Raw genomic sequence first — 14,353 nt, forward strand, 5'->3', positions numbered from 1 at the left:
CCGCGAATCGCTGCCGAAGACGGGTTGCCGGCAGATCGGATGGAGGCCCGCCGGTCGGGCTGTACCGGCTTCGAGGACCGGAAGCGGCAAGGGGAGGCCCGGAGGCCTGCCCGGGGCACGCTGCGGCGGCCAAACCCGCTTGCACTGTTGTGCGCAGGTCAATAGAAGGTGCCAAATTCAATTGCGCCCCCATCGTGGGGCGCGTCTTCATTCGAGGGAAGAGACGATGCAGGTCACCGAGACGCTGAACGAAGGCCTCAAGCGCGGCTATGCCATCACCGTGACGGCGGCCGAGCTGGACGAGAAGGTTACTGCCAAGCTGAAAGAGGCGCAGCCGGATATCGAGATGAAGGGCTTCCGCAAGGGCAAGGTGCCGCTTGCGCTGCTGAAGAAGCAGTTCGGCCCGCGCGTGCTGGGCGAAACCATGCAGGAAGTCATCGACGGTGCCATGAACGAGCACTTCGAGACGTCCGGCGACCGCCCGGCGCTGCAGCCGGAAGTCAAGATGATGGACGGCGAGCAGTGGAAGGAAGGCGACGACGTGCGCGTCGAGATGTCCTACGAGGCGCTGCCGGAAGTCCCCGAGATCGACCTGTCCACCATCACCGTCGAGAAGCTGGTGGTGAAGGCCGACGAGGAGTCGGTGAACGACGCGCTCAACAACCTCGCCGCCACCGCCAAGGACTTCGAGACCAAGGAAGGTGCGGCAGAGGACGGCGACCAGGTGGTCTTCGACTTCCTCGGCAAGGTCGACGGCGAAGCCTTCGAGGGCGGCGCGGCAGAGGATTACCCGCTGGTGCTTGGCTCCGGCTCCTTCATCCCGGGCTTCGAAGAGCAGCTGGTGGGCGTGTCCGCCGGTGACGAGAAGACCGTCGAGGTGAAGTTCCCGGAAGAGTACGGCGCGGAGAACCTTGCCGGCAAGGACGCGACCTTCGAGTGCAAGATCAAGGAAGTGAAGGCTGCCAAGGCCGCCGAGATCGACGACGAGCTGGCCAAGAAGTTCGGTTCCGAGGACCTGGAGAGCCTGAAGAACCAGATCCGCGAGCGCCTGGAGGCAGAGTACGCCGGCGCGGCGCGCCAGGTGATGAAGCGCGGCCTGCTGGACCAGCTTGACGGCATGGTGTCCTTCGACCTGCCGCCGACCCTGCTGGACGCAGAGGCCAAGCAGATCGCGCACCAGCTGTGGCACGAAGAAAACCCGGACGTGCACGACCACAACCACGACACCATCGAGCCGACCGAAGAGCACATGAAGCTGGCCGAGCGCCGCGTGCGCCTCGGTCTGCTGCTGGCCGAGCTGGGCCAGAAGGCAGAGGTCGAGGTGACCGATGCCGAGATGACGCAGGCAATCATGAACCAGGCCCGCCAGTACCCGGGTCAGGAGCGCGCCTTCTTCGACTTCGTCCGCCAGAACGCACAGATGCAGCAGCAGCTGCGCGCGCCGATCTTCGAGGACAAGGTCATCGATCACATCGCCGACCAGGCGCAGGTCACGGAGAAGGAAATCTCCAAGGACGAGCTTGAGAAAGCAGTCGAGGCACTCGAGGAAGAGTGACCCGGCGCGGCTGGCGGGTCACAAACCGCCGGTCGGGGACAGTGAGAAACTTGAAGGCCGCCCTCTTGAGGGCGGCTTTTTCTTTTCGGCGGATCTGCGGGTGGGCGACGTTGTCAGACGGCGGCCTGGTACGGCTGGAAGCTGCCGGAACTCCGGGCCTCGCCCACGGTGAAGAAGTCGATTTCGGTCAGCAGGTCGCGGGCGCCGCCCTGCAGGCGGGTGCCGGAATCGCGGGACTCCTGGACCATCGCGGCGTTCTGCTGCGTAACCTGGTCGAGCTGCGAGACGGAGGCGTTGATTTCTGCCAGTGTCTGGCTTTGCTCTTCCATGCCGTGCGCGATTTCCTTCACGCGTTCGGAGATGCCGTTCACGCCCTGGAAGATCGTCTCGAACTCTGTCGTGGCGCGGTTCACGAGGTCGGAGCCCTCCCCGACGTGTTCCGAGCTGGACTGGATCAGCGCCTTGATCTCGTTCGCGGACTCGGAGCTGCGCTGCGCAAGCCCCCGGACTTCGGACGCCACGACAGCGAAGCCGCGACCGGAATCGCCGGCGCGCGCGGCCTCTACCCCCGCGTTCAGGGCCAGCAGGTTGGTCTGGAAGGCGATGCCCTCGATCACGGCGATGATCTGGCTGATCTGGCTGGACGACCCCTCGATCTTGTCCATGGCGGCTGTCAGGTTGGCGACGAGAGTGCGCCCGCCCTCGGCTGCGGTGCGGGTCTGGTTGGCGACGTTGCGCACCTCGTTCGCGTTCGACGCGGCAGAGCGCGCGGTGGAGGTCAGCTGGTCCACGGCGGCGGCAGTCTGTTCCAGCGTGGCCGCCTGCGTTTCGGTCCGGCGGGAGAGGTCGTCCGTCGTTTCCATCATCTCGTCAGCGGTGCGGCTCACGTCGGTCGAGACGTTCTTGACGTTCTTGATCAGCTCCGCCAGCTGGGTCATGCAGGCGTTGTAGGTTTCGCCGAGCGCATTGAGGTCCGGCGCGTTGCAGGGCGCGACCTGGCGTGTCAGGTCCCCGGTCGACAGCGCCTCCAGCGATTTCTTGATGTCAGTGATCGCAAGCTGGCGATCGGTGATGTCCGAGGCGACCTTGATGACCGCACGAACCTTGCCGTCGTCACCGATGACCGGCGAGTAGCAGGCCTGAATGAATACCGTTTCCCCGGACTTCGTGACGCGGGGGAACTGGCTGGTGAAGGTTTCACCTTTCCGGAGCCGGTCCCAGAACGAGGCGTATTCGGCGCCTTCGCGGTAGGTCTTGTCCACGAAGAGGGAGTGGTTCTGCCCGCGGATTTCGTCCAGCGTGTAGCCCAGCACTTCGAGGAAAGCGGCGTTCGCCCATTCGATCTCTCCGTCGGGTTTGAACCTGATGACGGCATGTGTCGCGATCACCATGTTGACGAGATCGATCTCCTCCGAGTCGGGAGATGTGGTCTGGGGAGCATTTGTCTTGAAAGGCCACATGGGACACCTCTGGAAGCATGATGTTCCGAACATCCCTAAGGGCGCATCCTTTAAAAATTCTGACCAAATTTCGGTGCCCGCAATTTTATCTCAAATTCTGGCGCTGCCTGCGGGCCGGTTTTCCAAGAAAAAAGCCGCGCGGTCCGGGACCGCGCGGCTTTCGTGTGTCAGAGGCGCAAGGCCTGTCAGTCGTCTTCGCCCTCGGCGGCCGGAGCCGGAGCAGGCGCTGCGTCGTCGTCGTCCGACGCGGCAGAGCCGAGGTCGTCGAACAGTTGCGACACTTCGAATTCGGCCTGTGCTTCTTCCTCGGCGGCCAATTCCTGGATGGACTTGCCGGATTCCTGAAGCTCTGCCTCTTCGGGGGAGCGTGCGACGTTGAGGGTCACGGTGACCATGACCTCGGGGTGCAGGTGCACCTCGATGTCGTGCAGGCCGAGTTCCTTGATCGGGGTCCGGATCAGGATCTGCTTGCGGTCGAGCGAGAAGCCCTCGGCGGTGGCCACGTCGGCCGCGTCACGGGTGGTGACGGAGCCGTAGAGGTTGCCGCCGTCGGAGGCCTGACGAATCACGACGAACTGCTGGCCGCCAAGACGGTCGGCCAGTGCTTCGGCCTCTTTCTTGGATTCCAGGTTGCGTGCTTCGAGCTGTGCCTTCTGCGCTTCGAAGGAGGCGATGTTCTCCTTGGAGGCGGTCAGGGCCTTGCCCTGCAGCAGCAGGTAGTTGCGCGCGAAACCGGGCTTGACGTCGACGACGTCGCCCATCTGGCCGAGCTTGGCCACGCGTTCGAGAAGAATGACTTGCATGTTGGCCTCCTTACTTCACGGCGTAGGGAAGCAGGGCGAGGAAACGGGCGCGCTTGATCGCACGGGCCAGTTCACGCTGCTTCTTTGCCGAGACGGCGGTGATGCGGGACGGAACGATCTTGCCGCGCTCGGAGATGTAGCGCTGCAGGAGGCGGGTGTCCTTGTAGTCGATCTTGGGCGCGTTCTCACCGGAGAACGGGCAGACCTTCCGGCGGCGGAAAAACGGTTTTGCAGCCATGGTTTATGCTCCTTGTTCTCTGGGGATCAGTCGCGGGGACGACGCTCGCGGCGGTCGCCACGATCGTCTTTCTTCTGCATCTGGACGGAGGGGCCTTCCTCGTGCTCGTCGACCTTGATGGTCAGGACGCGCATCACGTCGTCGTGCAGGCGCATCAGGCGTTCCATTTCCTGCACGGCGGACGACGGTGCGTCGGTGCGCAGGAAGGCGTAGTGGCCCTTGCGGTTCTTGTTGATCTTGTAGGCCATGGTCTTCACGCCCCAGTACTCGGACTCGACGACGTTGCCGCCATTGTCCTTCAGCACGGTGGAGAAGTGTTCGACAAGACCTTCGGCCTGCGCGTTGGACAGGTCCTGGCGCGAGATAAAGACATGCTCGTAAAGCGGCATGTGCACTCCATTTCTATCAAGGCGCGTTTCAAAGGGCGGGCTTTGCCTTCCGCGCCCGACCCACGAGAGACCGCGCGGTTCAACCGTTCATGCGGAAGGAAGCGCCCGTATACACGCTTTGCCGGCCATTGCAAGACGCGGTGCGGGGACCCGGAATTGCCCCCGGGCGGTCATCATGGCGCCGGGATCGCCCGTCACGTGTAGCGCAAGGTGAAAGGGGTCGTGAAGGGCCCCGTGCGTGAGGTCAGGTATGGGTTGGCTGCGATATGCAGTGGTGTCGGGATCGGCCGTGGCGGTGGTCGTAGCGCTTGCGCTGGTCTGGGCGCAGGGGATGCGTGCCGCGCAGCCTGTGGTGGCGCCCGTGACGGGGCACTACGTCGAGCGGATGGTGCCCGAGCTGCACGGCGGCCCGGTCTACAGCTACGAATACGCACCGCCCACCGACATCGGCGAGACGCATGTGATGCCGGGCCGGTTCTGGTCGGGGCAGGGGCCGCGCCGCTGGATCGGTTTCGGTCCGGTGAACGGCGCGCCGCGCCCGACCGTTGTCCTGCTGCACGATGCCGGGCGCGACGGTCACGCGATGATCGACATGTGGGACGAGGTGGCCCGCCGCGAGGGGTTGATCCTGATCGCCCCGGACTCCTCCGATCCGAAGGGCTGGGCGATGGAGGACAGCGGCCCGGCCTTCCTGCGGCGGCTGCTGGAGGAGGCAGGCGAGGTCCATCCGATCGACGCCGACCGGGTCTTCTTGATGGGGCATGGAACGGGGGCGGTCATGGCAGACAACCTCGCGCGGCGCGGCGATCCAACGTGGCGGGCGGTGGCGACGCATGGCGGACATGGCAGCGATCCGGTGGCGCCGGACGGGCGCCGGATGCCGGTCTTTGTCTACCTTGGGGAGGGCGATCACCTCTTTCCGCTCGACGGCCACCGGGATGCGTTGAAGGCCCTGCAACAGTCAGGCCATGACGTGACGCTGACCGTGATCCCCGACCACACACACTGGTACTACACGCTGGGTCCGCGATTGTCGGCAGACATCTGGCACAGTTTCGAGGCCACCCTGCCGCCGCCCCGGAGTTTCCCGGAAGCCGCCGCAATCCCGTCGGGTTTGCCGGTCACGCTCGGATCAAGGTTAACGGTCCGCAAGGGCCAGACAGCGACAGGAGACGCGAGATGAAGGCGATGGCACAGGCAACGGAGGGCCGCGCGGCCGCGGACGTCATGGACCTGTGGCCGGTCCGTCACCTCGTCCTGCGCCTTGTCCTGCTGTGCGCGGGGGCGGGGCTGGCGATGTCGGCCTTCGGCATCTGGCTTGTCGGCGGAGGCATCGGTTCGCCGGAGCTGATGCTGATGAAACTGGGCGTATCGCTCTTCATGCTGATCGTCGGCATGTCGATGATTGTCATGTCGAAGTCGCAGACAAGGGCCTGACCTGTTCGAAATTCAACACAACCTGTTGAGACAGCGCGAGTTGTGCGGATGCTGCAATGCGGCGACATGTGGGTCATCTTACAGTCCACAAAGGTGACACCATGAAATCCGCACTTCTCGCCACCGTCGTCTCGCTGCTGCCGCTCTCTGCCTTCGCAGGAGAGGCATGGACGCTCGACCCGAGCCACAGCCAGATCGTATTTACCTACAACCACCTCGGCTATTCCACCGGCACCGGCATGTTCTCCGGTTTCGAAGGCACCATTGACTGGGACGCCGAAGATCCGGCAGCCTCCTCCGTGTCGGTCTCCTTCCCGGTGATGTCGATGCTGACCGGCTGGGAAGCCCGGTTCGAGCACTTCATGTCCCCCGACTTCTTCGACGCCAGCGAAGACGAGATGGTGACCTTCGAATCGACCTCCATCGAAGTGACCGGCGAGGACACCGCGCTGATCACCGGCGACCTGACGCTGAACGGCGTGACCAAGGAAGTCGTGCTGGACGCCAAGCTGAACCAGCAGATGGACCACCCGATGGAAGGCAAGCCCTGGGCCGGTTTCGACGCCACCACGACGCTGGTGCGCTCCGACTACAACGTCGGAGCCTTCGCACCCTACGTCAGCGACGAGGTCGAGGTGTCGATCTCCATCGAGGCGATGAAGGCGGACTGATCCGTCTAACGGTGACGGGCCGCCGGGGTGCGGCCTGTTGCCATAGGTTCTGACAGCGCCCGGCCCGCGTATCCGCGCAGGCCGGGCGTCGCTGTTTCAGGGGTTGTCATGTGGTGTCCGCTGGGCTTTGGCCGCCTCGGTGCCGTCCGCGGGCCCCGCCAATTCGAGCTTCGTTTGAAGCACTCGGATCGGCGCGCGTCCGCAATCGCGCCACAAACGTCATCGAAAACGGGGCCCGGAACGGAGGTATTCCCGCATGTTCGATGTGATGCCCGATGGCGACTGGGGCGGTGCGGCGTGGCGCCTGCTCGACCCGCGCCCGCTGAAGGCGGAGGCGCCCTATACCTATTTCATCCCTAGCCCGCGTGAACTTGCCCGGCTGGAACCGGGCGACGTCGTCATGCTGGAATTCATGGCGCCCGCGCGCGGGGACCACCCCGGCCAGCGGCTGCCGGTGCGGCTGGACACGCAGGCGGGGGACCACTGGTTCGGCATGCTGATGAGCGCGCCGCGCGACCTGGCGGGGCTGGAGGCGGGCAGCCTCGTGGAGTTCCGGCCCTGGCACATCGTGGCCGTGCCGGAAGCGCGCGCCGACGAGGGCGCGCATGAGGAGGAGTCCCGCTTCCTCGCCTGCGCGCTCGTCGACGGACGCATCCTGTCGGGCGGGGCCGAGGTCGGTGCGCTCGAACGTCGCCACCCGATGCCCTGGACCGGGCAGACCAGCCCCTACGCCCGCATCTACGGCGAGACAGGGTGGGTCTTCTATCCCGAGGGGGCGCCGCGCCTCGCCGATCATGCAATGGATTATGTGCCCATCGGGCTGGTGCTGAACATCGACGACAGCATGCTGCCACTGCTGCGCAAGCCCATGGGCACACGCATCATCCGGTGGAAGGAAGGCTGGCGCACCCTGCGCGGCTAAACCGGACCGCAGGAAAAGTGACGCCGCCCGACCCCGACGGTGCGGGACCGGGCGGCGTCTTCCGCGAGTGATCAGGATCCGCCGGCGCGCGCGGCGGTAAGGTTGACGCTGACCTGCACGTCGAAGCCAAGCTGCGCAGGGTCGGTCATCGTTTCGCCCATGCCAAAGGCGCGGCGGTCGAGCGTTGTGGTGCCTTCCATCTGCGCGGTGCCGTCCGCGAGGTCGAGCGTGAAGGGCAGGGTGACCGGCACCTCCGTCCCGCGCAGCGTCAGCACCCCGTCGGCAACATAGCCGTCCTCGGTCCGGGCGATCGGCGCGGTGAAGGTCGCGGTGGTGAACTGCTCCGCATCGAAATACTCGGGGCCGAGCGCCTGCTTCGTCACGCTGCCCAGCGACAGGGACGGGATGGAGATGGTCACGGTGACCTCCCCCTTCTGGCCCGTGCCCTCGCTGTCGTCGAAGGCGATGTCGGCGGTCCAGTCGGCAAAGCTGCCCTCGACGGTCTTGCCGAACTGCTGGACGGAAATCCCCAGCGTGCCTTCCGTCACCTGCCAGTCGCTTTCGACCTCTGCCAGCGCGGGGCGCAGCGGGGCCGGTCCGGGGGCGGCGCTCGTGTCGTGGCTGAAGAGACCGGAGGCGGCGGCCACGCCGAAGGCCAGCGCCCAGGTGGCCAGCGCGCCGGTGGGGGCCGCGATGCCGTGACGCCTGGCGGGATGTGCACCGGCGTCCGTCCGCCCGAACCACATCCGCCGCAGGGTGGCGTCGCGGTCGATCACCGCGTGTTTCACCGCGCCCGCGACGTGCAGCCCGACCGAGCCCAGCATCACCCATTGCAACACGTAATGGATGGTGGCGAAGACCTCGGCCAGCTCCGGGCTTTTCGGCACGAAGGGCAGGCTCTGTCCGAAGGGCCACCAGATCGGCGCGAACCCTTCGGTTGCCGCGTGCTCGATCCAGCCGGACAGCGGCACGAGGACGAGGCTGCCGTACAGCAGCCAGTGCACCAGTTCGGCCATGAAGGTCTCGGCCCGCCGTTCGGGGTGCAGCGCCACCGGCTTTGGCTGGGTCACCGCCCAGGCGATGCGGATGACGGCCAGCGCGAGGATCGTCACGCCCAGCGTCTTGTGGATGGAAAACAGCGTGGCCTTGGTGGCCAGCTGCTCGGCCGTGTCATAGGCCGCGTTCGAGGCCAGAAACCCCAGCGGGAACATGGCGAGGATGCCGAGGGCCACGGCCCAGTGCAGGGTCTTGGCGACGGTGCCGTAGCGGGTGGCGGTGTTGGTCAGGGACATCGTTTGCTCCTGTTCGGGATGGCGCGGATTTCGCCAACATGTGGTCCTGCCGCGGTGCAGCGCAATCTCTGCACGTGCACAGACATCGTGCGGCAGGCGTTGCATGGCTGTCCCGGGGGCGGTATTGGCTGAAGGCCAAGGATCAGACGCTGAGGAGAGGGCCATGACCCGCGCTTTCATTTTTCCCGGGCAGGGTGCCCAGACCATCGGCATGGGGCGCGATCTTGCCGAAGCCTACCCGGCGGCCCGCGCCGTCTTTGACGAGGTCGACGCTGCACTGGACGAAAAGCTGTCGGCGCTGATCTGGGAGGGCGACCAGGACACGCTCACCCTGACCGAGAACGCGCAGCCTGCGCTGATGGCGACATCCATCGCGGCGCTGCGTGCGCTTGAGGCCGAAGGGGTAAGCATCGGGGCCGCCTCCTACGTGGCGGGCCACTCGCTGGGCGAATACACCGCGTTGACCGCGGCGGGCGCCCTGACGGTGACCGACGCGGCCCGTCTGCTGCGCGCGCGCGGCAAGGCGATGCAGGCGGCGGTACCGGTGGGCGAAGGCGCCATGGCGGCGATCCTCGGGCTCGACCTTGCTGCGGTGCGCGCTGTCGTGGCGCAGGCGGCGAAGGGCGAGGTCCTGGCCGCGGCCAACGACAACGACCCGGCTCAGGTGGTGATTTCCGGTGCCAAGGCAGCGGTCGAACGCGCCGTGGAGGTCGCGAAGGAGAAGGGGGCGAAGCGTGCCGTCCTTCTGCCGGTCAGCGCTCCGTTCCACTGCGACCTGATGGACCCGGCCGCCGACGTCATGGCCGAGGCGCTGGACGATGTGAACATCGCCGAACCCAAGGTGCCGCTGGTGGCCAACGTGCGCGCCAGTGCCGTGACGGACGTGACCCTGATCCGCAACCTGCTGGTCGAACAGGTCTGCGGCGCCGTGCGCTGGCGCGAGTCGGTGGAATACATGGTCGGCAAGGGCGTGACCGAGTTCTGGGAGATTGGCGCGGGCAAGGCGCTGTCCGGCATGGTGCGCCGCATCGACCGCTCTGCCGCCGTGCGCAACATCGGCACCGCGGCGGAGGTGGTCGCCGCCGCCGAGAGCCTCAAGGGCTGACCGGGTCAGGCGCCGGGCAGGAGCCCCGCATCGTTTGACCGGCCCTTGCGCCACGCCTTCCAATAGCGACGGAGCCGCTTTGCCAGCGGCTTCGTCTCCTCCGCCAGGATGAGGCGCCCTAGGGCAAAGGCCTCTTCTTCCAGGGTCATCCTGTGCGCCCGCACCAGCGTGGCGAATCCGGCAACGTCCGTATCGGACCCGAAGTCGTCGGCCTGTTCGAGCCGCTCTTCCAGCACACAGGCGTCGTGGTGGCTTCCCAGCAGGTCCGACAGCTGGTCGAGCGCGTCGAGGCGGGGGGCCATCATCTCTGGATGCGTGGGCGCAAGCAGGCGGCAATGGGACCGGTGGTACTTCACCCACTTGCGCCAGTCGTGCAGCGTCTGCTCGGTCGGGGTGCGCCAGGCGGCATCCATTGTGCGGCGGGCGCGGTCGTAGGTCCGCGCCATCCCCTTGCGCAGCGGCCCGAAGCCGTCGTCGTCCAGCGTCCAGCCCGCCGCGCGCCCGCGCAGGAAGGTCAGGGCCGCGCGCGCGGATTGCAGCCGGTCCGCGGTTTGGTCGTCCCAGGCCACGCGCTTGGCATCCAGCACCAGCCGCGCCCGGATCGGGGCATATTCCGCGACCGAGACCGGGTCGAGCTCCGCCGCGACCCTGTCGCAGGTCTCCACCAGCGTGCCGGCGTCGCGCAGGCCGGAGAGACCGCGGCCGATGTCGCGCAGGGCCGCGTTTTCGGCGGCGTAGTCGCCAAAGGCCGGACGCACGAGCCGCAGGAGCCCGCGCGTCTTCTTGCAGCGCTTGCGGACCTGATGGACGCGGGTGGCCGTGTCGAGGTCAGGGTCGTCAAGCTCGGCCAGCGCGCGGTCGATCTGTTCGCAGGCGATGCGGCGCAGGGCGTCCTGCGGGCCGGTGTCCTTCTTGCGGATGCGATAGGGCACGGTGCTTTCCTTTCGCGGCGCGGCGGAGGCGTCTGTCCCGGCCATCATGGGAAGAATCGCCGGCTTGGAAAAGGTTTCCCTCGGTCGCGGGGGCATGCGGCACTGGCGGAGGCCGCGTCCGGCTGGTAACCGGAAGCAAAGGAAGTCCGAAGGAGACGAGGGTCATGTTCGATCTGACAGGCAAGACGGCGCTGGTGACCGGCGCATCGGGGGGCATCGGCGGCGCGGTCGCGAAGGCGCTGCACGGCGCAGGGGCAACGGTGGGGCTTTCGGGCACCCGCACCGAACCGCTCGAGGCGCTGGCCGCGGAACTGGGCGAGTGCGCGCATGTGCTGCCGTGCAACCTGTCTGACGCCGACGCGGTGAACGCACTGCCCAAGCAGGCGGTCGAGGCGATGGGCAGCCTAGACATCCTTGTGAACAACGCGGGCATCACCCGGGACAACCTGTTCATGCGTATGTCCGAGGAGGAGTGGGCGCAGGTGCTGGAAGTGAACCTCACCTCCACCTTCCGCCTGTGCAAGGGCGTGCTGCGCGGTATGATGAAGGCGCGCTGGGGCCGGATCGTGAACATCTCGTCCATTGTCGGCTCGACCGGCAACCCGGGGCAGGGCAACTATGCCGCCGCCAAGGCGGGTCTCGTGGGCATGTCGAAGTCGCTGGCCTACGAGGTGGCGAGCCGCGGGATCACCGTGAACGCGGTGGCGCCGGGCTTCATCGAGACGGCGATGACCGACAAGCTGAACGACGACCAGAAGGCCGCGATCCTCAACCAGATCCCGGCTGGCCGCATGGGCACGTCGGAGGAAATCGCGGCGGCGGTCCTGTACCTCGCCAGCCCCGAAGCCGCCTACGTTACAGGCGCCACGCTGCACGTGAACGGCGGGATGGCAATGCTTTGATGCCGCGAGGCGGCCTTCTGCGCGGCAGCACGGGAAAGCATTTGCCATCCCCTCCGCCTGTGCTATAGGCCGCACTGATTTACAGGCCGGTGCGCAGCCTTGCGCACTGGAACCCGGGGTGAGCCCGGAAGATCGAGCCGCCCGCCAATCGGGCAACGAACGTCCGCCGCGGGGTCGGGCAAACTGGGCTCTGAGTGGCCCACAGACTTGTGAGGAAAGAACATGAGCGACATCGCAGATCGCGTGAAGAAAATTGTGGTCGAGCACCTGAGCGTTGACGAAGACAAGGTCGTCGAATCGGCCTCGTTCATCGACGACCTCGGCGCGGACAGCCTCGACACCGTCGAGCTGGTGATGGCGTTCGAAGAAGAGTTCGGCATCGAGATCCCGGACGACGCGGCCGAGACCATCCAGACCTTCGGCGACGCGGTGAAGTTCATCACCGAAGCGCAGTAAGCGTTACCGTCTGACGGCTTTAGCGGCGCTCCCTCGGGGGCGCCGTTTGTCGTTCCGGACGGGGGACGGCGCTCGCCTCCGGCAATCGCCCCGCCCACCGTCCCCGGCCGCACGGCGCAGCCGCCCGGGCTTGCGCTGCGGCGTCCACGAAAAGGGGCGCCGACCCGATGGGTGGCGCCCCTTTGCTTTTCCAGAATGACTCGTGTCCAACCCCGTCAGCGCAGGACCGGACCGCTGTCTTCAGGCATCGGCCATCAGCCGTCGAAGTCGACTTCCTCGATCAGCTTCAGCGCGGCCGCGCGTTCGCCCGCGATGGTCATCAGGTTGGTTTCGTCCGGGGTGAAGGTGCCCCAGCCTTCGACCAGCTCGGCCGGCTCTGCGCCCGGTGCGATCGGGTACTCGTAGTTCGCCTCGGCATAGATCTCCTGCGCCTTCGGCGAGGTCAGGAATTCCATGAGTTTCAGCGCGTTCTCCTTGTTCGGAGCGGCGGCGGTCATCGCCACGCCGGAGATGTTCACGTGTGTGCCGGAGTCCTCGAAGGTCGGGAACACGATGTCGACCGAATCCGCCCATTCCTTCTGTTCCGGGTCGTTCAGCATCTGGCCCATGTAGTAGGTGTTGCCGAGGCTGATGTCGCACTCGCCCGCCCAGATCGCCTTGACCTGCGCGCGGTCGTTGCCCTGCGGCTTGCGGGCGAGGTTGGCCTTCACGCCTTCGAGCCACTCGCGGGTGTACTCTTCGCCGTGGTGGACCAGCATCGCGCTGACGAGCGCCACGTTGTAGGCGTGGGTGCCGGAGCGGGTGCAGATGCGGCCCTTCCACTTCGGATCGGCGAGATCCTCGTAGGTGGTCACTTCGCCGTCTGCCACGCGCTCCTTGGAGGCGTAGACGACGCGGGCGCGGGTGGTCAGGCCCCACCACTGCTTGTCCGGGTCATGGTAGATCGCCGGCACGTTCGCCATCAGCGTCTCGCTTTCGACGGGCTGGGTGACACCGGCCTGCACGACGGCGTTCAGGCGCGAGATGTCGACCGTCAGCACGACGTCCGCAGGAGAGCGCTGGCCCTCGGCCTGCAGGCGCTCCACCATCCCCTGTTCGAGGAAGGCGACGTTGACCTTGATGCCGGTCTCTTCGGTGAAGGCGTCGGTCAGCGGGGCCAGCAGTTCCGGCTGGCGGTAGCTGTAGACGTTGACTTCTTCCTGGGCCAGCGCGGGCGCGGCCAGGGCAAGACAGGTCAGTGCGGTTGTGGCACGAACGAACATTGAAGATCCTTTCGGAGCATTGTCAGATGGGGGCGTTAGAACCCGACAAAAAAGATCAGTCAATACCCGACGGGAACGCTCAGGCTTTTTCGCGCAACTTTGCCGAATCCCAGAGGGCGTCCATCTCTTCGAGGTCGCTGTCCTCGGGCCGGCGGCCGTCCTCTGCAAGACGGTTCTCTATGTATTTGAAACGGCGGGTGAACTTGGCGTTGGCCGCCCGCAGCGCCGCCTCCGGGTCAATGTCCAGATGGCGGGCGAGGTTGGCCACCACGAAAAGCATGTCGCCGAATTCCTCGAACTGTTGGTCCTTGTCCTCCGCCTGGCGGATTTCTTCCAGCTCTTCCACCAGCTTGTCCATGACGTGGCCCGCGTGGGGCCAGTCGAAGCCCACGCGGGCGGCGCGCTTCTGCAGCTTCACCGCGCGCATCAGGGCAGGCAGGCCGAGGGCCACGCCGTCGAGCGTGCCTTTCTGCGCCTTGGCCGCCCGTTCGGCGGCCTTGATCTTTTCCCAGTCGACGGTCTGCTGGTCGGCCGACTTGTCGCGGCTTTCGTCGCCGAAGACGTGGGGATGCCGCGCGACCATCTTGTCGGACATCGTGTCGGCCACCTCGTCGAAGGAGAAAAGCCCTTTCTCTTCCGCCATTTGCGCGTGAAAGACCGATTGGAAGAGCAGATCGCCCAACTCGCCCTTCAGCTCGTCCCAGGCTTCGCGGTCGATGGCGTCGGCGACCTCGTAGGCCTCTTCGATGGTGTAGGGCGCGATGGTGGCGAAGTCCTGCTCCAGGTCCCAGGGACAGCCGGTCTCGGGATCGCGGAGGCGGCGCATGATCTCAAGCAGGCGCGGCATGCCGCCCTTGGGGTCGTGGATCAGGTCTGTCATTGCCTTTCTCCCTCGGCTGGGGTTTCGCTTCGGTGTGCGGGATCGGGCG

16 protein-coding genes are annotated in these 14,353 nt (G+C 66.3%); 8 read left to right on the forward strand and 8 right to left on the reverse strand.

What is annotated here, in order from left to right; genetic code table 11:
* The first annotated feature begins 226 nt into the window (after positions 1-226).
* The gene (gene tig / locus QNI11_RS07705; RefSeq protein ID WP_100927097.1) at positions 227-1,555 is read left to right on the forward strand and encodes a trigger factor; all 1,329 of its coding nucleotides are present in this window, start codon (positions 227-229) and stop codon (positions 1,553-1,555) included.
* Between the two features lie 113 nt (positions 1,556-1,668).
* Here the strand turns inward: tig and QNI11_RS07710 are convergent, their stop codons facing one another.
* The 4 genes from QNI11_RS07710 to rpsF form a co-directional block, all read right to left on the reverse strand.
* Positions 1,669-3,015 carry a methyl-accepting chemotaxis protein gene (locus tag QNI11_RS07710; protein WP_100927096.1) on the reverse strand — a complete coding sequence of 449 codons (1,347 nt, stop codon included), beginning with the start codon at positions 3,013-3,015 and terminating at the stop codon, positions 1,669-1,671.
* Between the two features lie 185 nt (positions 3,016-3,200).
* On the reverse strand, positions 3,201-3,818 hold the full coding sequence (gene rplI, locus QNI11_RS07715) for a 50S ribosomal protein L9 (protein WP_283982959.1): 618 nt from the start codon (positions 3,816-3,818) through the stop codon (positions 3,201-3,203).
* 10 nt (positions 3,819-3,828) lie between these two features.
* Entirely contained in the window at positions 3,829-4,056 is a 228-nt protein-coding gene (gene rpsR, locus QNI11_RS07720; RefSeq protein WP_005608650.1) for a 30S ribosomal protein S18, read from the reverse strand.
* 26 nt (positions 4,057-4,082) lie between these two features.
* Positions 4,083-4,445, reverse strand: coding sequence for a 30S ribosomal protein S6 (rpsF, locus tag QNI11_RS07725; protein WP_100927094.1), 363 nt, complete (start codon positions 4,443-4,445; stop codon positions 4,083-4,085).
* A gap of 250 nt (positions 4,446-4,695) precedes the next feature.
* On the opposite strand from rpsF, the gene QNI11_RS07730 reads away from it, so the two are divergent.
* From QNI11_RS07730 to QNI11_RS07745, 4 genes are all read left to right on the forward strand, one after another.
* A complete protein-coding gene (locus QNI11_RS07730) occupies positions 4,696-5,628 on the forward strand; it encodes a dienelactone hydrolase family protein (RefSeq protein ID WP_283982960.1) in 933 nt (310 codons plus the stop codon).
* A complete protein-coding gene (locus tag QNI11_RS07735) occupies positions 5,625-5,882 on the forward strand; it encodes a hypothetical protein (protein ID WP_283982961.1) in 258 nt (85 codons plus the stop codon). The genes QNI11_RS07730 and QNI11_RS07735 overlap by 4 nt, the downstream gene beginning before the upstream one ends.
* 101 nt (positions 5,883-5,983) lie before the next feature.
* Positions 5,984-6,553 (forward strand): YceI family protein, encoded by a 570-nt coding sequence (locus QNI11_RS07740; protein ID WP_100927091.1) that lies wholly within the window; start codon positions 5,984-5,986, stop codon positions 6,551-6,553.
* Between the two features lie 256 nt (positions 6,554-6,809).
* The gene (locus QNI11_RS07745; protein WP_283982962.1) at positions 6,810-7,475 is read left to right on the forward strand and encodes a hypothetical protein; all 666 of its coding nucleotides are present in this window, start codon (positions 6,810-6,812) and stop codon (positions 7,473-7,475) included.
* 71 nt (positions 7,476-7,546) lie between these two features.
* Here QNI11_RS07745 and QNI11_RS07750 read toward each other — a convergent pair whose 3' ends face one another.
* The gene (locus QNI11_RS07750) at positions 7,547-8,767 is read right to left on the reverse strand and encodes a cytochrome b/b6 domain-containing protein (protein WP_283982963.1); all 1,221 of its coding nucleotides are present in this window, start codon (positions 8,765-8,767) and stop codon (positions 7,547-7,549) included.
* 163 nt (positions 8,768-8,930) lie between these two features.
* Between QNI11_RS07750 and fabD the strand changes: the two genes are divergently transcribed.
* Positions 8,931-9,872, forward strand: coding sequence for an ACP S-malonyltransferase (gene fabD, locus QNI11_RS07755; RefSeq protein ID WP_283982964.1), 942 nt, complete (start codon positions 8,931-8,933; stop codon positions 9,870-9,872).
* 5 nt (positions 9,873-9,877) lie between these two features.
* Here fabD and QNI11_RS07760 read toward each other — a convergent pair whose 3' ends face one another.
* Positions 9,878-10,804, reverse strand: a complete 927-nt coding sequence (locus tag QNI11_RS07760; RefSeq protein WP_283982965.1) for a CHAD domain-containing protein — start codon at positions 10,802-10,804, stop codon at positions 9,878-9,880.
* Between the two features lie 164 nt (positions 10,805-10,968).
* Here QNI11_RS07760 and fabG point away from each other — a divergent pair, with 164 nt between their 5' ends.
* The gene (fabG, locus tag QNI11_RS07765; RefSeq protein WP_283982966.1) at positions 10,969-11,706 is read left to right on the forward strand and encodes a 3-oxoacyl-ACP reductase FabG; all 738 of its coding nucleotides are present in this window, start codon (positions 10,969-10,971) and stop codon (positions 11,704-11,706) included.
* A gap of 222 nt (positions 11,707-11,928) precedes the next feature.
* The gene (locus QNI11_RS07770; RefSeq protein ID WP_005856007.1) at positions 11,929-12,162 is read left to right on the forward strand and encodes an acyl carrier protein; all 234 of its coding nucleotides are present in this window, start codon (positions 11,929-11,931) and stop codon (positions 12,160-12,162) included.
* A gap of 254 nt (positions 12,163-12,416) precedes the next feature.
* Here QNI11_RS07770 and QNI11_RS07775 read toward each other — a convergent pair whose 3' ends face one another.
* Together QNI11_RS07775 and mazG are read right to left on the reverse strand one after the other, a co-directional pair.
* Positions 12,417-13,424 (reverse strand): Fe(3+) ABC transporter substrate-binding protein, encoded by a 1,008-nt coding sequence (locus QNI11_RS07775; protein WP_100927085.1) that lies wholly within the window; start codon positions 13,422-13,424, stop codon positions 12,417-12,419.
* Positions 13,425-13,503: 79 nt separating this feature from the next.
* A complete protein-coding gene (mazG, locus tag QNI11_RS07780) occupies positions 13,504-14,304 on the reverse strand; it encodes a nucleoside triphosphate pyrophosphohydrolase (RefSeq protein ID WP_283982967.1) in 801 nt (266 codons plus the stop codon).
* Positions 14,305-14,353: the final 49 nt, after the last annotated feature.

It is taken from the genome of Sagittula sp. MA-2 (assembly GCF_030126985.1).
Lineage (GTDB): Bacteria > Pseudomonadota > Alphaproteobacteria > Rhodobacterales > Rhodobacteraceae > Sagittula.

Excerpts from the sequence above, each read along its gene's own strand:
- tig (WP_100927097.1), top strand. The coding sequence starts at position 227 with ATGCAGGTCACCGAGACGCTGAACGAAGGCCTCAAGCGCGGCTATGCC.
- QNI11_RS07710 (WP_100927096.1), bottom strand. The coding sequence starts at position 3,015 with ATGTGGCCTTTCAAGACAAATGCTCCCCAGACCACATCTCCCGACTCG.
- rplI (WP_283982959.1), bottom strand. The coding sequence starts at position 3,818 with ATGCAAGTCATTCTTCTCGAACGCGTGGCCAAGCTCGGCCAGATGGGC.
- rpsR (WP_005608650.1), bottom strand. The coding sequence starts at position 4,056 with ATGGCTGCAAAACCGTTTTTCCGCCGCCGGAAGGTCTGCCCGTTCTCC.
- rpsF (WP_100927094.1), bottom strand. The coding sequence starts at position 4,445 with ATGCCGCTTTACGAGCATGTCTTTATCTCGCGCCAGGACCTGTCCAAC.
- QNI11_RS07730 (WP_283982960.1), top strand. The coding sequence starts at position 4,696 with ATGGGTTGGCTGCGATATGCAGTGGTGTCGGGATCGGCCGTGGCGGTG.
- QNI11_RS07735 (WP_283982961.1), top strand. The coding sequence starts at position 5,625 with ATGAAGGCGATGGCACAGGCAACGGAGGGCCGCGCGGCCGCGGACGTC.
- QNI11_RS07740 (WP_100927091.1), top strand. The coding sequence starts at position 5,984 with ATGAAATCCGCACTTCTCGCCACCGTCGTCTCGCTGCTGCCGCTCTCT.
- QNI11_RS07745 (WP_283982962.1), top strand. The coding sequence starts at position 6,810 with ATGTTCGATGTGATGCCCGATGGCGACTGGGGCGGTGCGGCGTGGCGC.
- QNI11_RS07750 (WP_283982963.1), bottom strand. The coding sequence starts at position 8,767 with ATGTCCCTGACCAACACCGCCACCCGCTACGGCACCGTCGCCAAGACC.
- fabD (WP_283982964.1), top strand. The coding sequence starts at position 8,931 with ATGACCCGCGCTTTCATTTTTCCCGGGCAGGGTGCCCAGACCATCGGC.
- fabG (WP_283982966.1), top strand. The coding sequence starts at position 10,969 with ATGTTCGATCTGACAGGCAAGACGGCGCTGGTGACCGGCGCATCGGGG.
- QNI11_RS07770 (WP_005856007.1), top strand. The coding sequence starts at position 11,929 with ATGAGCGACATCGCAGATCGCGTGAAGAAAATTGTGGTCGAGCACCTG.
- QNI11_RS07775 (WP_100927085.1), bottom strand. The coding sequence starts at position 13,424 with ATGTTCGTTCGTGCCACAACCGCACTGACCTGTCTTGCCCTGGCCGCG.
- mazG (WP_283982967.1), bottom strand. The coding sequence starts at position 14,304 with ATGACAGACCTGATCCACGACCCCAAGGGCGGCATGCCGCGCCTGCTT.